Origin of the sequence: Candidatus Minimicrobia vallesae, from assembly GCF_018866205.1 — a bacterium.
In the GTDB taxonomy this organism is placed as follows: Bacteria; Patescibacteriota; Saccharimonadia; order Saccharimonadales; family Saccharimonadaceae; genus Nanosynbacter; species Nanosynbacter vallesae.
In genome coordinates, this window is the sequence record NZ_CP076459.1 from 678,240 (window position 1) to 696,721 (window position 18,482).

At 40.5% G+C, this 18,482-nt stretch carries 17 protein-coding genes and 3 pseudogenes; 14 read left to right on the forward strand and 6 right to left on the reverse strand.

The genetic code is table 11. The features are described 5' to 3' along the window. Positions 1 to 55: 55 nt before the first annotated feature. Positions 56 to 190: a hypothetical protein gene (locus tag KOY49_RS05130; RefSeq protein WP_269802151.1), complete on the reverse strand. Its 135-nt coding sequence runs from the start codon at positions 188 to 190 to the stop codon at positions 56 to 58. Positions 191 to 422: 232 nt separating this feature from the next. Here KOY49_RS05130 and KOY49_RS04670 point away from each other — a divergent pair. The 3 genes and pseudogenes from KOY49_RS04670 (at position 423) to KOY49_RS04680 (ending at position 3,888) form a co-directional block, all read left to right on the forward strand. Further along, positions 423 to 1,664: pseudogene (locus KOY49_RS04670) on the forward strand (sugar transferase). Positions 1,665 to 1,730: 66 nt separating this feature from the next. Beyond that, entirely contained in the window at positions 1,731 to 2,807 is a 1,077-nt protein-coding gene (locus KOY49_RS04675) for a glycosyltransferase (RefSeq protein WP_232736183.1), read from the forward strand. Then, positions 2,791 to 3,888 (forward strand): glycosyltransferase family 4 protein, encoded by a 1,098-nt coding sequence (locus KOY49_RS04680; protein ID WP_232736184.1) that lies wholly within the window; start codon positions 2,791 to 2,793, stop codon positions 3,886 to 3,888. The genes KOY49_RS04675 and KOY49_RS04680 overlap by 17 nt, the downstream gene beginning before the upstream one ends. A 2-nt stretch (positions 3,889 to 3,890) precedes the next feature. On the opposite strand, the gene KOY49_RS04685 is transcribed toward KOY49_RS04680, so the two are convergent. Together KOY49_RS04685 and KOY49_RS04690 are read right to left on the reverse strand one after the other, a co-directional pair. Beyond that, complete coding sequence (locus KOY49_RS04685) at positions 3,891 to 4,154, reverse strand: hypothetical protein (RefSeq protein WP_232736185.1); 264 nt, start codon at positions 4,152 to 4,154, stop codon at positions 3,891 to 3,893. Next, on the reverse strand, positions 4,154 to 4,273 hold the full coding sequence (locus KOY49_RS04690) for a hypothetical protein (protein ID WP_232736186.1): 120 nt from the start codon (positions 4,271 to 4,273) through the stop codon (positions 4,154 to 4,156). Before KOY49_RS04690 ends, KOY49_RS04685 begins: the two co-directional genes overlap by 1 nt. A gap of 105 nt (positions 4,274 to 4,378) precedes the next feature. Here KOY49_RS04690 and rfbB point away from each other — a divergent pair. The 7 genes and pseudogenes from rfbB (at position 4,379) to KOY49_RS04715 (ending at position 9,546) form a co-directional block, all read left to right on the forward strand. Further along, positions 4,379 to 5,393: pseudogene (gene rfbB, locus KOY49_RS04695) on the forward strand (dTDP-glucose 4,6-dehydratase). A 2-nt stretch (positions 5,394 to 5,395) separates the two neighbouring features. After that, complete coding sequence (locus KOY49_RS05490) at positions 5,396 to 5,962, forward strand: dTDP-4-dehydrorhamnose 3,5-epimerase family protein (RefSeq protein ID WP_376787518.1); 567 nt, start codon at positions 5,396 to 5,398, stop codon at positions 5,960 to 5,962. 26 nt (positions 5,963 to 5,988) lie between these two features. Next, positions 5,989 to 6,294, forward strand: a pseudogene (locus KOY49_RS05495) (sugar nucleotide-binding protein); the annotation flags it as partial. Positions 6,295 to 6,334: 40 nt separating this feature from the next. Continuing rightward, on the forward strand, positions 6,335 to 6,745 hold the full coding sequence (locus KOY49_RS05500) for a sugar nucleotide-binding protein (RefSeq protein ID WP_376787519.1): 411 nt from the start codon (positions 6,335 to 6,337) through the stop codon (positions 6,743 to 6,745). 77 nt (positions 6,746 to 6,822) lie between these two features. Then, complete coding sequence (gene rfbA / locus KOY49_RS04705; RefSeq protein WP_232736187.1) at positions 6,823 to 7,668, forward strand: glucose-1-phosphate thymidylyltransferase RfbA; 846 nt, start codon at positions 6,823 to 6,825, stop codon at positions 7,666 to 7,668. 19 nt (positions 7,669 to 7,687) lie between these two features. Further along, the gene (locus tag KOY49_RS04710) at positions 7,688 to 8,392 is read left to right on the forward strand and encodes a glycosyltransferase family 2 protein (protein WP_232736188.1); all 705 of its coding nucleotides are present in this window, start codon (positions 7,688 to 7,690) and stop codon (positions 8,390 to 8,392) included. Positions 8,393 to 8,730: 338 nt separating this feature from the next. After that, the gene (locus tag KOY49_RS04715) at positions 8,731 to 9,546 is read left to right on the forward strand and encodes a glycosyltransferase family 2 protein (RefSeq protein WP_232736189.1); all 816 of its coding nucleotides are present in this window, start codon (positions 8,731 to 8,733) and stop codon (positions 9,544 to 9,546) included. A 27-nt stretch (positions 9,547 to 9,573) separates the two neighbouring features. Here KOY49_RS04715 and KOY49_RS04720 read toward each other — a convergent pair whose 3' ends face one another. The 3 genes from KOY49_RS04720 to KOY49_RS04730 all read right to left on the reverse strand — a co-directional run bounded on the left by KOY49_RS04720 (position 9,574) and on the right by KOY49_RS04730 (position 12,678). Next, entirely contained in the window at positions 9,574 to 10,458 is an 885-nt protein-coding gene (locus KOY49_RS04720; RefSeq protein ID WP_232736190.1) for a glycosyltransferase family 8 protein, read from the reverse strand. Positions 10,459 to 10,588: 130 nt separating this feature from the next. After that, complete coding sequence (locus KOY49_RS04725) at positions 10,589 to 11,425, reverse strand: SDR family oxidoreductase (RefSeq protein ID WP_232736191.1); 837 nt, start codon at positions 11,423 to 11,425, stop codon at positions 10,589 to 10,591. After that, positions 11,422 to 12,678: a lipopolysaccharide biosynthesis protein gene (locus KOY49_RS04730; RefSeq protein WP_039327892.1), complete on the reverse strand. Its 1,257-nt coding sequence runs from the start codon at positions 12,676 to 12,678 to the stop codon at positions 11,422 to 11,424. Before KOY49_RS04730 ends, KOY49_RS04725 begins: the two co-directional genes overlap by 4 nt. A 58-nt stretch (positions 12,679 to 12,736) precedes the next feature. On the opposite strand from KOY49_RS04730, the gene KOY49_RS04735 reads away from it, so the two are divergent. The 4 genes from KOY49_RS04735 to KOY49_RS04750 all read left to right on the forward strand — a co-directional run bounded on the left by KOY49_RS04735 (position 12,737) and on the right by KOY49_RS04750 (position 18,480). Beyond that, entirely contained in the window at positions 12,737 to 14,125 is a 1,389-nt protein-coding gene (locus KOY49_RS04735; RefSeq protein ID WP_232736192.1) for a DUF2142 domain-containing protein, read from the forward strand. Between the two features lie 34 nt (positions 14,126 to 14,159). Beyond that, entirely contained in the window at positions 14,160 to 15,242 is a 1,083-nt protein-coding gene (locus tag KOY49_RS04740) for a DUF2142 domain-containing protein (protein WP_232736193.1), read from the forward strand. A gap of 221 nt (positions 15,243 to 15,463) precedes the next feature. Then, on the forward strand, positions 15,464 to 16,210 hold the full coding sequence (locus KOY49_RS04745; RefSeq protein ID WP_232736194.1) for a hypothetical protein: 747 nt from the start codon (positions 15,464 to 15,466) through the stop codon (positions 16,208 to 16,210). Continuing rightward, the gene (locus KOY49_RS04750; RefSeq protein ID WP_039327900.1) at positions 16,207 to 18,480 is read left to right on the forward strand and encodes a hypothetical protein; all 2,274 of its coding nucleotides are present in this window, start codon (positions 16,207 to 16,209) and stop codon (positions 18,478 to 18,480) included. The genes KOY49_RS04745 and KOY49_RS04750 overlap by 4 nt, the downstream gene beginning before the upstream one ends. The last annotated feature ends 2 nt before the right edge of the window (positions 18,481 to 18,482 follow it).

The window sequence follows — 18,482 nt, forward strand, 5'->3', positions numbered from 1 at the left end:
CGTTTTTTACATATTATTACTCAGCGGCTTAGGAATTGTTGGGCTATTCACCCTTCTAATCGCCCCATTGATAATCATATTTTTCGCCATAAAAAATATCCGTAAAATTAAAGCTCAATTTATCTTGTCGCTGACCGTCGCGATGTTTATACATTTCTGGTTTTTTGGCAGTTTCATAAATACGATTCATTGTTTTGCTATAATCGGCATATTTTTGTATAATTACCCCAGAGATTATGCGGAAAAAGTCTGATTTTTACTTCAAAATTGTTCTGGTCGTTCTTGATATCTTAGCTTTATTGAGCGCATTTACTATTGCCTACATTTTGCGAATTTCCCTAGACCCTAGACCATTTCATATCAGCATTAATGCTATAGATTTTATCACCTCAATTTTTATGACGTTGCCGTTGTGGATTGCAATGTTCTACTTCTTTGGCTTATACGACCGAGAGATTTACACACACCCATTGCGAAACTTTGGACGAATACTTTTGGCGTCAATCACTGGAATTATGATTATGATTTCCGTGACGTTCTTCACCAACACTCCGTTATTCCCAGCCAAACTCGTCGCTGGTTATGCCACTGGAATTGGCTTCATCTTACTAATGATTTTCCGCAGCGCCGCCAATATTGTTCGTCTGAAACTATTAAAACGCGGTTTGGGAGCTCGCCGTGTTGTATTAATTGGCAATTGTGATTTAACTCACGTTTTGGCTGATTTCATAGAAACTAATCCGTTAACTGGCTTTAAGATTAGCGGAATTGTTGCGCAAACCCAGTTCATTCCTATTGAATTAAAAAAGCTTCGACGCTCGTCATTAGAATCGGCGCTCACCAGAGATAAAATTGACGTCATCATCCAAACCGACTCAAAAAACGTTAGCGAACATTATCAAATTGCCCAGAAACATTATCTGGATTTTTATCAAGCGCCGGAATTCGACGGAATTATGACCACCAAGCACACTATTGATATCATCGACTCCGTGCCGCTAATTCACACTCATCCGACGCCGCTAATGGGCTATGGGCGAATTGTTAAGCGAATTATGGATATTGCAGGCGGAACAATTGGAATTATCATCGCCTCGCCAATTATGCTTTTGGTGGCAATTGCCGTAAAAATCAGCGACCCAGCAGGACCGATTTTAATGCACGGCAAACAACAGAAACGTCTCACTCGCTACAATCGACCATTTAAGGTCTATAAAATTCCGCTCACATTACGCAAAGTTTGACGGCAAAACCGACGAAGAAGTGTCTTTCGAATGGTTGGTAAGCCTGAGCTAATTGAAGAATACCGTAAAAACGGCGACAAACTTGATCATGATTTTCGCGTGACGCCAGTTGGTCGGTTTATTCGCCGCTTTAGCCTTGATGAATTGCCACAATTATTCAACGTCGTAAAGGGAGACATCAGCCTAGTCGGACCGCGAGAGCGCTAGTACCACACGAATTAAGCGCCTACGACAAAAAACACGTTTTATTAGCGGTCAAATCAAGACTCACTGGACTGGCAGTAGTGGTCCGGCCGACGCAGCATCAGCTTTGAAGAACGGCGACGAATTGACTTATATTATGTCCAGAACTGGAGTATCTGGCTAGACATCACAATTTTATTAAAAAACTGCTTCGTCAATATCCAAAAAGATAATTAATGAGTAAGCCAAAAATTGCCATAGTTCACGATTGGATTTACCGGCGGCGGAGCCGAAAAAGTCGTTTTGGAAATTCACAAATTGTACCCAGATGCGCCAATTTACACTTCTTTTTGTAGCGATGAATGGCGAGAAAGATTAGACAATAAAGTCGTTACTGGCTATTTACAGCGATGGCCGTTTTCAAAAATTCGACGATTGTTGCCACTTCTTAGACAGTGGTGGTTCGCTAAGCTTGATCTTAGCGAATTTGACATTATCATCTCCAGTTCGGGAAATGGCGAGGCAAAATTCGTCCGCAAATCCAGACCAGATCAACTTCATATTTGTTATTGCCACACGCCAACGCATTTTTATTGGCGACATTATGACGAATACATCAAACGACCAAGTTTCCGTCCGCAATGGCTGGCACGCCTAGGCTTAAAAACCCTAGTCCGACCACTGAAAAAACGAGATTTCAACGCCGCTCAGCAAGTTGATGTTTTTATCGCCAACTCTACGGGAATTCAGGCTGATATTGAAGAGTTTTACCAGCGAAAAAGTACGGTTATTTTTCCGCCAATTGACGTGTCGAGCTTTTCGCCACTTGCTAAAAATCGCAAGCAAACATCCATCCCAAAAAAACCTCGCTGTCTGATTTGGGGGCGAATTGTACCAATGAAACGACTTGATATCGCTATTAAAGCTTGTCAGAAACTTGGCTGGCAATTAGATATTATCGGAAAAGGTCCAGACGTTGACAACCTGAAGAATATCGCCGATAAACATACTAATTTCTTAGGATTTGTCGATAATGCCACGCGAGAAAAATATATTAAAAAAGCAGATTTGTTTATTTTTTGTTCACACGAAGATTTTGGAATCGCGCCAGTTGAAGCGTTGGCGTCTGGTATTCCAGTGGTTGCGTATGAAGCTGGCGGCGCACTTGATTATATAAAACCTGAAAAAAACGGCTGGTTCTTTTCTGAGCAAACAGATTCTTCATTGATAGAAACCTTAGAGAAACTTCCAGGAAAAAAAGTTTCACCAACAAAAATCTCAGCCACAGCAAACGAATTTTCAGCTGCAATTTTCCATAAAGCGATAAAAAATATAGTTGATAAATCATGGAAGGAACATTATCGTGAAAATCGTAATTGACGCCCGAACATTAAGGACTAGCACTGGTCGGTACATCGAACGGCTGATTCATTATTTGCAGAAAATTGATAATAAAAACGATTATGTTATTCTGCTCAAGCCAAAGGATTTTGATAGTTGGCAGCCGAGCAATCCACGCTTTAAAAAAGTCATTTGCCCCTATAAAGAATACACTTTCGCTGAGCAAATCGGCTTTAAAAAACAACTTGAAAGTCTCCATCCAGACTTAGTTCATTTTGCGATGGTTCAGCAGCCTGTTTGGTATAATTCCAGTCCAGTTGTTACTACGATGCAAGATTTGACTACTGTTAGATTCAGGAATCCAGATAAAAATCCTGTCGTTTTCTGGATTAAGCAGCAAATTTATAAATGGGTCAATAAAAAAGTTGCGAAAAAATCTTCGCATATCATCACAATTTCTAACTTCGTAAAAAATGATTTGATTAAATTCACCGGCGTAAACCCAGAGAAAATTACTGTAACTTTGGAATCTGCGGATGAGTTACCAAAAGGCAACGAACCTGTTGATGAGTTGATTGGTAAAAAATTCATTATGTATATCGGTAGACCAACGCCACATAAAAACCTTCGACGGCTAATTGACGCGTTTGCTTTGTTACAGAAAAAATATCCAGATTTAACACTGGCTTTGGCAGGTAAAAAAGATAGCAATTACGCTCGCCACGAGACATATGTAAATGAGCATGGAATTAAAAACGTCGTGTTTACCGGCTTTATATCAGACGAGCAATTGCGCTGGATGTACGAAAATACGGCAGTTTATTGCTTCCCTTCGCTCAGTGAAGGATTTGGTTTGCCAGGACTAGAGGCAATGCTACACGGCGCGCCAGTCGCTTCGAGCACAGCTACTTGCTTACCAGAAACCCACGGCGATGCCGCTCACTATTTTGATCCTTTCAGCGTCGAGGATATAGCAAAATCAATTGACGACATCTTATCTGACGACAAATTACGCAATGAACTCGTTAAAAAAGGCAAGAAACACGTTAAGACATTTTCATGGCAACGCATGGCCGAGCAAACTTTGGCTGTATATGAAAAATATGGTCGGAAAAGTTGAAGTTAGCTTTCCTGTCCAGTAGCTTGATTAATTCGAGTAGATGAGTCTGCTTTATTTGAGCCGCCAACCCCATAGACCATTTCAATGTTGTACTTTTCGCAAACATCACGCTCTGGAACAACTTCCGGTGCCGATCTATCGCCACCATTTGCAAACACCAATTGACATCCCGGATATTGCCGAGCGATCATCTCTAAGGTTTCTGTAACCGGAGGATTCTCATCAATAGAAAGCATCACCTGATCCACGCCCTTTAATGCTCGCATTAAGCGGAGTCGATTTTCCTCATTAAGGATAATTTTTTTCCTTTTTTTAGCAATTGCTGTTTGTCGTTATTCACCACTACAATCAAATAATCACCCATTTTTGCAGCTGCCTCAATCATATCTAAATGTCCACCGTGGCAATGAATTAAAATAGCCACTAACAATTACAACTTTCATAATATCCTCCTCTATAACTTCTCTATTATACCTGATATACTATACTTATGACAAAGATGCTAGTCACGGGAGGCGCAGGATTCATTGGCTCGAATTTTGTGCATTACACCGTAAAAACACAAGCCAGAATATGAAGTCACTGTTATTGACAAATTAACCTACGCCGGAAATCGTGCTAATTTGGAAACTGTAGCTGACCAAATTACATTCGTAGAGGGCGATATTTGTGACGCCGAATTAATAGACAAATTAGTCGCTGAAAATGACATAGTTGTACACTTCGCTGCCGAAAGTCACAATGACAATTCTCTACGTAATCCATGGCCATTTGTTGAAACAAATATAATTGGCACATATACCATTCTAGAGGCTATTCGAAAACATAATAAGAGACTACATCACATCTCAACTGATGAGGTTTTTGGCGATCTAGAGCTTGATGATCCAAATCGCTTCACGGAAGACACGCCATACAAACCATCAAGTCCCTACTCCAGCACAAAAGCTTCCAGTGACATGCTAGTTCGTGCCTGGATCCGTAGTTTCGGTATTAAAGCAACTATCTCAAACTGCTCTAACAATTACGGACCATACCAACACATTGAAAAGTTTATTCCGCGACAGATTACCAATATTTTAAGTGATATCAAGCCAAAACTTTATGGCACCGGTGAACAAGTACGCGACTGGATTCATGTTGATGACCATAACTCAGCAGTTCATTTAATCCTAGAAAAAGGCGTTCTAGGAGAAACCTACATCATTGGCGCAGATAATGATCACGTTAATAATAAGATGGTGATTGAATTGATTTGTGAGCTAATGGGTAAAGGTAAAGATTGGTACGAACATGTCAACGATCGTCCAGGTCATGATATGCGCTACGCAATGGATTCCAGCAAGTTACGCCGCGAATTAGGATGGCAACCGCAATACACGGATAATAAAACCGGCATGCACGATGGATTAATGCAAACTATTAACTGGTACCGCGAACACGAAGACTGGTGGCGCGCCCAAAAAGACGCCGTTGAAGCAGCTTATGCAAAACAAGGACAATAATTATGTTTGACCCAACTGACTACAATGAACTTACAGTCACTGAATCGTCAATTCCAGGGTTATTTGTTATTAAATTACCCGTACATGGCGACAATCGCGGCTGGTTCAAAGAGAACTATCAAAAAGAAAAAATGGAAGCCTTAGGCTTACCGTCGTTCGATATCGTACAAAACAATATCAGCTTCAATGACAAAACTGGCGCCACTCGTGGACTTCATGCTGAGCCTTGGAACAAATTCATTTCAACAGCCAACGGGCGCGTTTTCGGCGCTTGGTGTGACCTTCGTAAAGGAGATAGCTTCGGCCGAGTTTTCACCCACGAGATTAATCCGGGTACGGCAATTTTCGTTCCTAAAGGCGTAGCTAACGGCTATCAAACACTTGATGATAATGTCGCCTACACATATCTAGTTGACGCTCATTGGTTCCCAGATGCTAAATATACTTTTGTTAATTTATTTGATCCAGAACTAAAAATCAACTGGCCAATTAATAAGGATCAAGCAATTATTTCCGAAAAAGATGCCGCACATCCACTATTAAGTAATGTAATTCCTATGGAGGTTTAATATGATAAGAAAACAAAATTTTTATCATTGGAGCTAACGGACAACTAGGACGAGCACTACGAAGACAATACCCTAATGCCAAATCTGCTGACATTGACACTCTTGATATCACAGACTTAGAGTCAGTTGAATCTTTTGACTGGTCCAACATTGATATCGTACTTAACGCTGCTGCCTTTACTAATGTCGATGGAGCAGAAACCGAAGAAGGCCGCGTAGCGTCTTGGAAAGTTAATGCATCTGCAGTGTCTAACCTTACTCGGGTATGCCGAAAATATGATATGACAATGGTTCACATTTCCAGCGATTACGTATTCGACGGAACCCAAAAACCCCACACAGAAAACGAGACACTGAGCCCGCTGAGCGTCTATGGCGCAGACAAAAGCAGCAGGAGACCTACTGGTCGAACAAGAAAACAACTTCTACCTACTGCGAACCACATGGGTAATTGGCGAAGGCAAAAACTTTGTCCGCACCATGCTAAGACTGGCGGAAAAAAACATCTCGCCAACCGTTGTTAATGACCAAATAGGCCGCCTAACCTTCACCAGTGAACTAGTAAGAATTATAGACCACCTACTGTCAACTAAAGCCCCATTCGGAACATACAACGCCACAAACGACGGACCATTAGAAAGCTGGGCGGACATTACCAGACGAATATTTAAGCTGGCTGGTCGCGATGACCTGACTGTTACCAACACGACGACGGCTGAATATTTTGCTGGCAAAGATGGAATCGCACCGCGCCCGCTCGGCCAACGACATGAACCTCGATAAATTGCATGCTACTGGATTTATTAGCTGTGATTGGACGCATGACTTAAAAGATTATATACTGAGCTAAAAGGAGGTTTATGAAAGGAATAATTTTAGCAGGTGGATCGGGTACGCGATTATGGCCAATTACTCAGGCCATAAGCAAGCAATTAATGCCTATTTATGACAAGCCAATGATTTATTACCCGCTTACCACATTAATGCAAGCGGGAATTCGTGACATTCTCGTAATTACCACTCCAGACGACCAAGACGGCTTCAAGAGGCTTCTTGGCAACGGATCACAATGGGGTATAAATCTAGAATACGCTGTTCAGCCCACTCCAGATGGTCTGGCGCAAGCTTTTATTATTGGTGAAGATTTTATTGGTGACGATAAAGTAGCTCTAGTACTGGGAGATAATATATTTTATGGAGAGCGTTTAGATGAGTCTCTGCGAGAATGCACAAATCCCGACGGAGGCACAGTTTTTGCCTACAAAGTATCTGACCCAGAAAGGTACGGTGTCGTTGAATTTGATGACCAAAATCAGGCAATATCAATTGAAGAAAAACCAACTTCCCCAAAATCCCACTTCGCAGTTGTCGGCTTATATTTTTACGATAATGACGTAGTAGAGATTGCTAAAAACGTAAAGCCATCAGCTCGAGGAGAATTAGAAATTACATCCATTAATGCAGAATACCTACGTCGCGGTAAACTGCAAGTTCAAACCTTAGACAATGGAGACGTTTGGTTGGATACAGGAACGATTGACAGCTTAACTGACGCATCAGACTTTGTTAGAGTTATCCAAAAACGAACCGGCAGAATTATTGGCAGTCCTGAAAAAATCGCCTTTTATAACGGTTGGATTAATCGGGATCAGCTTAGCAAGCTCTCTGAGCCGCTGAAAAAATCTGGTTACGGTAAGTATTTATAAATAGTGTTATACTATTAACATGAAGAGGGTTTGTGTTATTATTCCAGCTTATAACGAGGCAGCTGTCATTGAAAGTGTAATTAAAAAAGCCAAGAAGGTTTTTTCAAAAGCCAAGAAAGATTATTTGATAGATATCGTACTTGTTAATGACGGGTCGAAGGATAATACTCTTGATCAAGCGCAAAAAGGCGGCGCAATTGTCATTGATCATATCTTGAATTCCGGAGCTGGCGGTGCAACACTAACTGGACTTGCCTACGCGCAGCAACGCGGCTATGATATTGCCGCCACCATGGATGCTGATGGTCAGCACGATCCAGAAGATGTCTTGGCGGGCATTCGACAGAGCGACAAATCTAACACTGATTTACTTATTGGTAGCCGACTAATTAACAGTAGTGGCATGTCAAAAACAAAAATTTTAGGAAATAAAGGATTAAGCTTCATTACTTATGTTTTATTCGGAACTAATGTTACAGACTCACAATCTGGTCTACGAATCTACTCACGAAAAGCAATCGATAATCTTGACTGGAAATCTACTGGATATGAATTTTGTTCTGAAATGATCTGGCGCGCCAAACAGTCCGGAATGAATATTGCCGAGTACCCAATCAAAGCTATTTACACCGACTATTCCCGCTCCAAAGGACAAAACAACTGGAATGCTATTAATATTGTCAAGCGATTATTTAAACAACGTTTAACGGAGTTATTTGAATGAGATATATCACTCTTGTATTACTTAACGTGCCGATTATCTTAGCGGCTCTCATTAATATAATCACCCAATTTAAGCTCCGTAGAGTCAGCGCGACACGCTTCAAACATCAACTGATTATCTGGCTAATTATTATGGTTGTGTTAGTAGGATCGTTTCCACTTTATAATATTTCAATAAATCACCCACCACTCGACTCATCGGAATTAAGTGTATTTGATATATTACAAACCACAGCAATAATTTTATTATTTTACATAATCAACAATCAGCGTCAACGTATTGATCAAAACGAACGAAGGCTAGAGATTTACATCAGGAATTGTCCATAAGGTTATCAAATGAAAAATAGAATAGATATAATAATTCCATATTGGGGAGAATTTTCTTTATTAAAACAGGCGGTTGACTCGGTATTAGAACAAACTAGTGATGCATGGCGCCTAACCATTCTTGACGATCATTATCCAGATGAGACTGCCAAAAACTATTACAGTAAAATTAACGACAAACGCATCACATATATTAGGCACCGTAAAAATATAGGTATTACTAACAATTTTAATTATGCAATCAAACATGCAAGTGCTCCTTTTTGTGTAATTATGGGATGCGACGATAAACTATTGCCCAATTACGTCGAAACCGCATTAAAGAATATCAACGAAGCTGATTTTTACCAGCCTGGCGTACAAATAATCGACGACAAAAGTAACGTATATCTACCGCTTGTCGATAAAGCAAAAAGAATACTGCAACCTAAAAAATCTGGCATACTGTCTGGCGAAAAACTCGCTACGTCACTTTGTCATGGCAATTGGCTCTATTTTCCGTCTATTGTCTGGAGAACTAGCACACTTAAAAAATATTCATTCGATCCAAGATATAAAATCCTTGAAGACGTCATCGTCGAATTAACCATGATTATTGATGGCGCTTCGCTTTGTTTTGACACAACAGAAACTTTTCAATACCGCCGTTTTGCCGAGTCGTTATCTAGCAAGGAAAAAGGTAAAAATGGTGTCCGATTCAAGGAAGAGAACGAAGTCTATGATAATTTTTCCGATAGGTTTAATGAGATTGGCTGGAAAAAAGCCGCACGAGCAGCAAAACTTCGCGTGACATCACGCATTCATAGTTTCTCGTCGCGGTTTTAATGCTTATCTTATAACTTAATTAATTTACTATTTTGTCTTTGCAAACTTACGATTAACCGCCCACGCATACAGATTGACGATTATCGATTGCGGCAATAGGTCATACAGTCGCCAGTTTATGTCCTTCTTGGCTACTGGCATTTTAGCGTTTTTCCAGGGCGTTAGTTTCAAATATTTACGCCACAAAAAACCAACTGGATTATCGTTACCCTGCTGCCACGGCCTACCGTTCACACCAAACTGCGAATGAATGATCTTCGGCGTGTAGTAACTCTCCATGATTTCATCATAACTATAAAAACTCTCTGGCAAGAAACCATTGGCCTTAATATATTTTTTAATGTCATAGCCATAGAAAACGGTCGAAAAGTTATATTCCACACCAACTTTCTTGATCTTACCTTTGAAAAACACGTTGCACAAATCTTGGTCAGCCACCTCGTAGCTATTGTGCCGCAAATGCTCGCGCATCTTGGCATCAATCTTATCTTTCATCCATTTTTTGTGATTGATAAGCATAATTCCACAGTTAAAGTAGCCGTCGGTTGGTTTCAAACCAATGACATCTTTGTGCGCGTTCACCATGGTAGCGTCGTACGACAGAGCCATCACATTACCCTCGAAATCAAGCTCCAGAAGACCATCAAGCGCACCACTAATCACCGTGTGCGGGTTAATGTACAAAATTCGGTCCGTTTTAATATCAAGCTTAGCAAACGCCAACATCTTATACCACGTGATATACAGCCCCTTCCAAGCCTTAACGCCGATCTCTTTCAGTTCATCATGGTAGCTTGAGACATCAACAAACGTAATTGTGGTATTCTTATAATTTCCAGTCATTTTGTTGAATTTGTTAATGCCATCTTTTTTGAGCTGGTGTCCGAGATAAAAAATATTAATCTCTTTCAAATGTTTGTTGTTCTCCAAAAGTGACACAATAGATATTGTATGACTACGGCATAATTGTCATCACTCTGATATATAACGTTTAGAATTCTTTATTCATGCTTGTAATTCCTATCCATTAACCGGTAGTTGTTTAATGTAATGCTTTCAACATGTCCGTGTAGTCTCTTGGCGTGAAACCTGCTCGACGCAACTTCGACAAGTCCATATCACTATTGAGTGGTCGTGGCGCAAAGCCTGGTTTGCTGGCAGCGTATTCCTCGGTAGAAATTGGTTGCACACGATTGCGGTCATGTCCGGCGTATTCGAACACATCGGCAGCAATTTCATACCATGATTTAACTGGACCTTCGTTAGTGACATTGTATAGTCCGTATGCTACGTTATTATCTAAGAAATATTTAGTAGCTCGAGCAATCTCTGACGCAAACGTCAGCCGACCAAACTGATCATTAACTACTTTTGGATTGATGCGCATATCCGCCAATTTTTTCATAGTTTTTGGCATATTGTGACCGTCACCAACGACCCAAGATACCCGCATAATGTAGTGTTTTGGCACTAAGCTAACCACCAAATCACCCGCCGCCTTACTTTCTCCATAAACCAAAAGAGGCGCAACCACTTCATCATCTTGATGGTTTTTCTCCCGACCGTCCCAGACATAATCTGATGAATAGTGGACAAGGGTCTTATTCTGCTCAATAGCAATCTTAGCTAGGTTGCGTGGACCATAAGCATTCGCCAACCACGTCTTAGCACGCAGGTCGTCTGTCTCAGAACCATCAGCGTTAACCAAGGCTGCCGCATTTATGATAACGTCGTATTTCGACCAATCAAACGCGTCTATTTGCGCTTCATCGGATATATCTAATTCTTCTCGTGATAACGCCTTGGCGTCTGGAAACATAACACACAGCGCCCTACCCAGTTGTCCACTTGCTCCCACAATTACATACTTCTTACTCATAACTCCCCTTTTCTCTTGTCAATTATTATAGCATCTTTTAGTGACCGCTTGTAGATAACCAACAGAAGTGCTAGTTGCAAAAAGCTGATCAGCATAAAAACTAACACACTACCCAACATCGCCAACTGCTCAATCAGGCATATAGACATCACTACCGCCAAAACATCTGTGAGTAGCAATGTATAAAACTGCCCCTTAAACCGACGCATAATTATCAGCAAATTAACATAAATCGACACAAAAGCGTTCGCCGCCGCGCCAATCACCATAATAGTCAAATCAAGGCGGAAATTATTGATATTGATGCCAAAAATAACGTTAAGCATCCAAACACCAATCAAATAGCTCAGGACAACTGAAAGTACGCCCATCCCAAAAGTTATTTGATTAATCTTACCAACAATTCGCGCGAACTCCTTCAATTTTCCTTTTGCTAATAACTCAGACAAATTCACGACATTCGGCTGAATGATAAACGATATGAAGAGTCCAAGGAGCGTAATTGGCATCGCCATAATGCCAAAATAGCCAATTTGGTCAGGATGGGACTTGTCCAAAAAATACCGCGGGATATTGAGTGAAAACATCGTCAAAAACATCACAACGAACACCACTGAAGTGTGTTTCATGATGACAACAGCCTGGGTGATATACTCTTTGCATAATTTTTTACTTATACTGATAGTTTCAACGCGCCGCACCCAAAGTATATCGTAGAGGAATATAATCAGCATATTAATCAATAATATTGCCAACGTGCCGTATATGACATTTTTAGTGACAATGTCAACCGCCATGAACGCCGCAAAACCAAGCATCGCTTTCATAGTTAATGATATGCCAGCGATATATAGCTTATGATGAATTTGCAGGACACCGTATAGCGAGTCGGCGATTGATTCTAGTATCTTAAAGGTTACCAAAATCATGATCAGACCTGTCTTTGTAGTGTTATATCCGTTAAGGAAGCAAAATGCTACCGCGGAAATCGCCACAATGAGTGATGCGACGAAGCGTACAGCAACATAGCCGCCACTCGAAAATTCCCGCTTAATATCAGATACTTGATAGGTCCGACCACCCCATAAAGAAACCGCCCAAAACACCACCGAAAGCGACAGCGCAAACGAAAATAACCCAGAATCCTCGATGCCATTCAACCGCGTAATAACAATCAATAATACTGGTGAAATTGCACTCTGTAACAATGAACCTAACGAGTTCCAGATGTAGTCCTTTTTCTGCGATTGCATATCATTAGTATAGCAAGTTTGCTCAATAAACTACTCTACTTTATAATTTGCTTAGTATATGAAAAAATATTGGTCTTTATTCTTATCTTTTATTAAAAAGCCTGAAAATGTCTTTATATCTTTGTCATTGTTTTTTGGAGTGTTGTCGGCAGCCACCGTACCTCTGCTATCAATCAATGACGAAGGTGTACATTATATGCGGGCCTATGGGCTATCCCAAGGAAAAATTGAATCAGGAGTTGCCTGTACTTTACCTAAAGAAGTGGTATTAAAAGCAAAAGAAGCAGATGTAAATAATTTCGTAACTAGCTATAAGAAAACTATAAATCGTAGCGATACAGAGACAGGGAAATGCAGTAGCGCAACTGGCTATCCTCCAATTATGCATCTACCGCAGACAATTGGTATCATTTTGGCAAATCTCGTACACGGTTCACTTGGGATAACTATTATATTCGGAAGATTAGCCAACCTAATATTTTATTCATTTGCTCTTTATTTCATCATAAAATGGGTACGCGTTGGCAAATGGGCATTCGTAGCAACCGGCCTATTTCCGCTAATGATACATTTGGCAGCGTCTCTTTCCGGAGATAGTGTGACAAATATCGCAATTTTTACCGCTATTGCTGCTACATTAAATTTCTTTAGTCAAAAAAGCCCGTTAACTCGACAACAGCAGTTGCTTATTATTGCTGTAGCCTGCTTGTTAATTCTCACAAAGTCGGTAACAATACTCTTATTATCACCAGTCATTTTCTTGCCAAAGCGCCTCTTTGTTCCAGATAAAAAATCAAAAATATCTTTTATTCCGCAAAAATGGTTGGTTCTCTCAGCAGCAGCAATATTAGCAGGCCTTTGTTTAATAGCGTGGCTTCATATATACACACAACCCCTACTCACCACTGGCGCACCGCATAACCCTCTACATAGTAATCCTCTTAAGTTTATCGCTATATTGTTTAATACATACATTAATCCAAGACTACCAGTATCTGACGATATTATCAGAGGAATAATCGGTGCATTTTCTGCTTTTAAATATGGGCTTCCTCTTTTTGTCTTAATACCATCATTTTCCCTCCTCTTCCTCTCTCTCCTTCACTACAACAAAAAAGACCAGGAGTTATTAGGAGAGCAGACTGGTAAGTTGGCAGTGTATAATTTGGCGACAATTGGAATGTTTGTTTGTGCGGTGTCATATGCTATGTATACAGCGTGGGCATTGCTTCCATTTAGATTTGGTGAAGGTGCTTATTATGCGGACGGTGTTCAAGGTAGATATTTCACAGCAACAGCAGTTATGTTAGTACCGGTAGGATTGTGGCTACAGAAGTATATTAATGTAAAAACTAAGAATGAAAAAGTATTTAACCTAATTATGTTCTTTGGACTAGCCTTAATACTTAGGTTCTATATTTTTGAGACAGTGTGGAGTTTTAAATAATATCCAGTGACAATGTGCTAGAATAAAAACAGTTATGAAAAAATATTGGTCCTATTTCTTATCATTTATTAAAAAGCCTGAGAATGTTTTTATATCGTTGTCTTTATTTTTTGGGGTATTGTCTGCAATATTAGTTCCACAATTGTCAGTCAGCGATGAAAATATGCATTATCTACGCGCCTATGGAATATCTCAAGGTCGCGTAGAGTCTGGATCACGATGTACGCTTCCTAAAGATGTAGCAAAAAGAGCTGGTTCAGTTTATGAAGGGAATTTTTCATCAGACTACTCAAAACCTATAGATCGTAGCTCTCTTAATATTGATAAATGCAGTAGCGCATCTGGTTATCCGCCAATTATGCACTTACCTCAAGCTATCGGCATCGGTATAGCAAGTTTATTTAATGGATCTACAGGCTTAACTATCTTATTCGGGCGTCTTGCTAACGTACTTTTCTATTCAATTGCCGTCTATCTCATTATCAAGTGGGTGCGTATCGGCAAATGGGCTTTTACAGCAATTGGACTTATTCCACTAATGGTTCATATGGCGTCGTCGCTATCTAGCGACTGCATGACAAATGTGGCAGTCTTTACAATTACTGCTTTTATCCTGAACCTATTCACCCAAAAGGATAAGTTATCGCATAAACAAACAATCGCTCTTATCTGTACAGGGGTATTCCTTACCCTAACCAAATCTGTAAATGCCTTACTGTTATTTCCTCTTCTGTTTTTACCAAAGCGTCTATTCTCGCCCAACAAAAACGAACGTCTACCATTTAATATTCAGAAGTGGACTATATTAGTAGTAACTGGTATCGCTGCGATTATCAGTATACTAATTTGGCAAAAAATATATGGTCAACCTCTGCTCACCACCGGAGCAGCGCACAACCCTCTACATAGTAATCCTCTTAAGTTTATTGCTATATTGTTTAATACATACATCAGCCCAACTATTGGATATACAGATGTCGTACTACGCGGTAGTGTCGGTGACTTTTCATCGTTCAAATACCACTTACCACTGTTTATACTTATTCCTCTGTTTTCCCTCCTCTTCCTTTCTCTCCTTCACTACAATAAAAAAGACCAGGATGTTATTACATGGTAGAGCATGATCATGGTGAAATTATGAAGAAGTGTCAGAAATATTAAAAAGCAATTAGAATGTTAATATGACCAATATCAGATGCTCATTCAGGAAGTGATAGAGATTTTACTTCTATTGAAAGTAATGCAAATGAAATAATTGAATATATTGATAATAATTATAACGGAAATGTTAAACTTATAGGAGGACTTTCACTAGGAGCACAAATTTTATTAGATATATTGTCAAAAAGAGACAATATATGTGAATATGCAATAATTGAAAGTGCTTTAGTATGTCCAATGAAAATAACAAATAAACTTATAGAATCATCAATTAATGTGTCTTATGGACTTATAAATAAAAAGTGGTTTTCTAAACTCCAATTTAAAAGTTTAAAAATAAAAGAAGAATTATTTGATAAGTATTATATTGATAGTTCTAATATAACAAAAGATATATTATTTACTTCTGCGGTATTTGTCGTCATAGCCTGCTTATCTGTTTTTGCACTTGATAAGCTTGGTGTTATATCAATTTTATCAAAAGACACCATATTAAATATTTCCAAAGAACCAACTCAACAAGAGAAAAAATCTGAAGAAAAAACTAATCAGGATACCAAGGACTCTTTTTTGGATAATAGTAAAGACGACAAGAAAAAGTCTGTTGAAAAAAGTAAACCAGCACCCGTTCCAGTAAATAATTCTTCGATAGAATTATCTGCAAATAAAGATGGTAGCAATGTTACGATTATTGCAAAACTAAAAGAACAGGGATATTCACAAGGTAAATGTCTACTAATAATAACCGTAAATGGAAAGAAATATTCTCAAGAGGCAGAAATTATATATCAACCAGAATACTCAACCTGCGCTGGATTTTCAGTTCCTGTCTCATCTGTTGGCAATGGCAGCTGGGACATCTCTCTTTCCGTAACACCCATCAATGGCAAGTCTATAAATAAAAAGATGATAAAGGATATATGATGGCAAAATTTAAAATTTTTATCTCAACAATAGCCACTGCTATTGGTGTATTAGGCCTAGTTTTTTTTGCCAATCAGTCAGGCGCCATCACTTCTAGCGATTGGAAAGCGGGCAATATAGTCGACGATTTCATATTCACAAACTCCGACGACATGACAGTTGCTGACATTCAAGCATTTCTTAATAGCATAAATCCAAGTTGTGATACATACGGAACAGGACGTGCTACAGAAAGAGGAAGGGGCGATATTACGCGTGCTCAATATGCAGCATCCAGAGGTTGGGCAGGACCACCATATATTTGCTTAAAAGATTATTACGAAGTCCCCAAATATTCACCTGGCGATTATATACCAGCTAACAACTTTAGTGGCTCAATTCCACAAGGTGCTGTCAGTGCTGCACAGATAATTTATGATGCAGCAAAACGCAATAATCTAAGTCCAAAAGTAATTTTAGTTAAAATCGCTACTGAATCGGCCGGCCCACTCACCACAGATAATTGGCCGTTGCAGAGTCAATATACTTACGCCATGGGCTCGCATTGCCCAGATAGCGGCCCTGGAGGTAGCGCTAACTGCGACCGCAACTATGCTGGTTTTTCCATGCAGGTAGAATCTGGTGCTCAGCTAATGCGTCAGTATCTTGATAACATGGAAAAACCTTGGTGGAAATATAAAAAACCATTTGCAACTAACTCAATCCTATGGAATGTAGTACAGAGTGGCTGTGGCGCTGGAGATGTTTATATATCCAGCAAAGCAACAGCTGCACTATATACTTACACCCCGTATCAACCAAATCAGGCCGCTCTTAATAATATGTACGGACTAGGCGACCATTGCAGCGCTTATGGCAATCGTAACTTTTGGCGCGTTTGGAACGACTGGTTTGGATCGACCCAGTACAGCCGTCCAATCATTAGTTTCAAATCGCATATTAGCTACTATGGCTGGACTGGACTAGTACACAATCGCGGCATTACTGGCTTTACCGGCCAGAGCAAATCCATGCAAGCCTTCAGTATCGACGGTGAAGTTACCTATTCGTCGTATAGCGAGGAACGCGGTTGGCAGCCAACTGTCTATGGAGGTATGCAGTCTGGCACAACCGATCTCAACCGGCCTATTCAAGCAGTCAAAATCCAGCCAACTGGATCGCTTGCTGCAAAATATGACTTATACTACCGCACGCATGTCAGCTATGTCGGCTGGATGGGCTGGGCAAAAAATGGCGAGCCAGCCGGCATAACGGGCGGACCTGGAAATAACATAGAGGCCTTAGAAATCCGGCTTGTTCACAAAGGATCTAGCGCCCCAGAAGATTCAGGCCAAGCTTTCAAGAATATTAGCACAAAGGGAGATTCTTCGCCGTTAGCAGTCTCAATTAGCTCGCACGTTGGCATGGTTGGCTGGCAACCAGCAGTCACTGATGAAATGATTAGCGGCACTACCGGCCAAAGCCGTCGGATTGAAGCCGTCAAAGCCTCCCTTATTAATAAAACTGGCATTTCTGGCGACCTTCGCTATTCGTCTCACGTCTCATGGGTTGGCTGGCAAGACTGGAAAAATGCAAACGAAATATCAGGCACTACTGGTCAGTTCAAATCAGTCGAAGCAATTCGTTTTATGCTCACTAGCGACCTTGCAAAATCATACGATATCTGGTATCGTGCTTATTCGCAGTATGTCGGCTGGATGGGTTGGGCAAAAAATGGCGAGCCAGCCGGATCAACTGGCGCAACCAGACAGCTTGAGGCCATCCAGATTCGTATAGTGCCAAAAAATTCAATCGCCCTACCTAGCGGCGCATTCTACAACCCAGCCAATACGCCTGTCCCAGATTTGTATGATCTCAGCTATTCAACCCACGTCAGCTATGTTGGCTGGATACCAAATGTATCCCAGGGTGTCATGTCTGGTACAACGGGGCGATCGTTCGCCGTTGAAGCACTACGCATTGCCAAAGCTATATCACAACGCGACGGATCGACCATCACCATCCGCTGCTCGTCAAAATCGGCTAACGACCCTTGGTCGGCAGATATACCTGTGACTGAACAACAAATCTGCGGCACTACCGGCCAAACAAAAGCGCTCAATGGCATAAAACTATCCCTCAGTGAAACCGACGCCAAGAAATATGATATTTACTACCAAACTCACCTATCATGGATTGGTTGGCAAGAGTGGAAAAAGAACGGTGAGGTTGCCGGCGATAAACCAGGATCACACATTGAAGCTGTTAGGATAAAGCTTGTTGAAAAATAGAA

Coding starts and splice junctions, on each gene's coding strand:
- KOY49_RS05130 (WP_269802151.1), bottom strand. CDS start 190: ATGAATCGTATTTATGAAACTGCCAAAAAACCAGAAATGTATAAACAT.
- KOY49_RS04685 (WP_232736185.1), bottom strand. CDS start 4,154: ATGCGAGCATTAAAGGGCGTGGATCAGGTGATGCTTTCTATTGATGAG.
- KOY49_RS04690 (WP_232736186.1), bottom strand. CDS start 4,273: ATGATTGAGGCAGCTGCAAAAATGGGTGATTATTTGATTGTAGTGGTG.
- KOY49_RS05490 (WP_376787518.1), top strand. CDS start 5,396: ATGTTTGACCCAACTGACTACAATGAACTTACAGTCACTGAATCGTCA.
- KOY49_RS05500 (WP_376787519.1), top strand. CDS start 6,335: ATGGCGCAGACAAAAGCAGCAGGAGACCTACTGGTCGAACAAGAAAAC.
- rfbA (WP_232736187.1), top strand. CDS start 6,823: ATGAAAGGAATAATTTTAGCAGGTGGATCGGGTACGCGATTATGGCCA.
- KOY49_RS04710 (WP_232736188.1), top strand. CDS start 7,688: ATGAAGAGGGTTTGTGTTATTATTCCAGCTTATAACGAGGCAGCTGTC.
- KOY49_RS04715 (WP_232736189.1), top strand. CDS start 8,731: ATGAAAAATAGAATAGATATAATAATTCCATATTGGGGAGAATTTTCT.
- KOY49_RS04725 (WP_232736191.1), bottom strand. CDS start 11,425: ATGAGTAAGAAGTATGTAATTGTGGGAGCAAGTGGACAACTGGGTAGG.
- KOY49_RS04730 (WP_039327892.1), bottom strand. CDS start 12,678: ATGCAATCGCAGAAAAAGGACTACATCTGGAACTCGTTAGGTTCATTG.
- KOY49_RS04735 (WP_232736192.1), top strand. CDS start 12,737: ATGAAAAAATATTGGTCTTTATTCTTATCTTTTATTAAAAAGCCTGAA.
- KOY49_RS04740 (WP_232736193.1), top strand. CDS start 14,160: ATGAAAAAATATTGGTCCTATTTCTTATCATTTATTAAAAAGCCTGAG.
- KOY49_RS04750 (WP_039327900.1), top strand. CDS start 16,207: ATGATGGCAAAATTTAAAATTTTTATCTCAACAATAGCCACTGCTATT.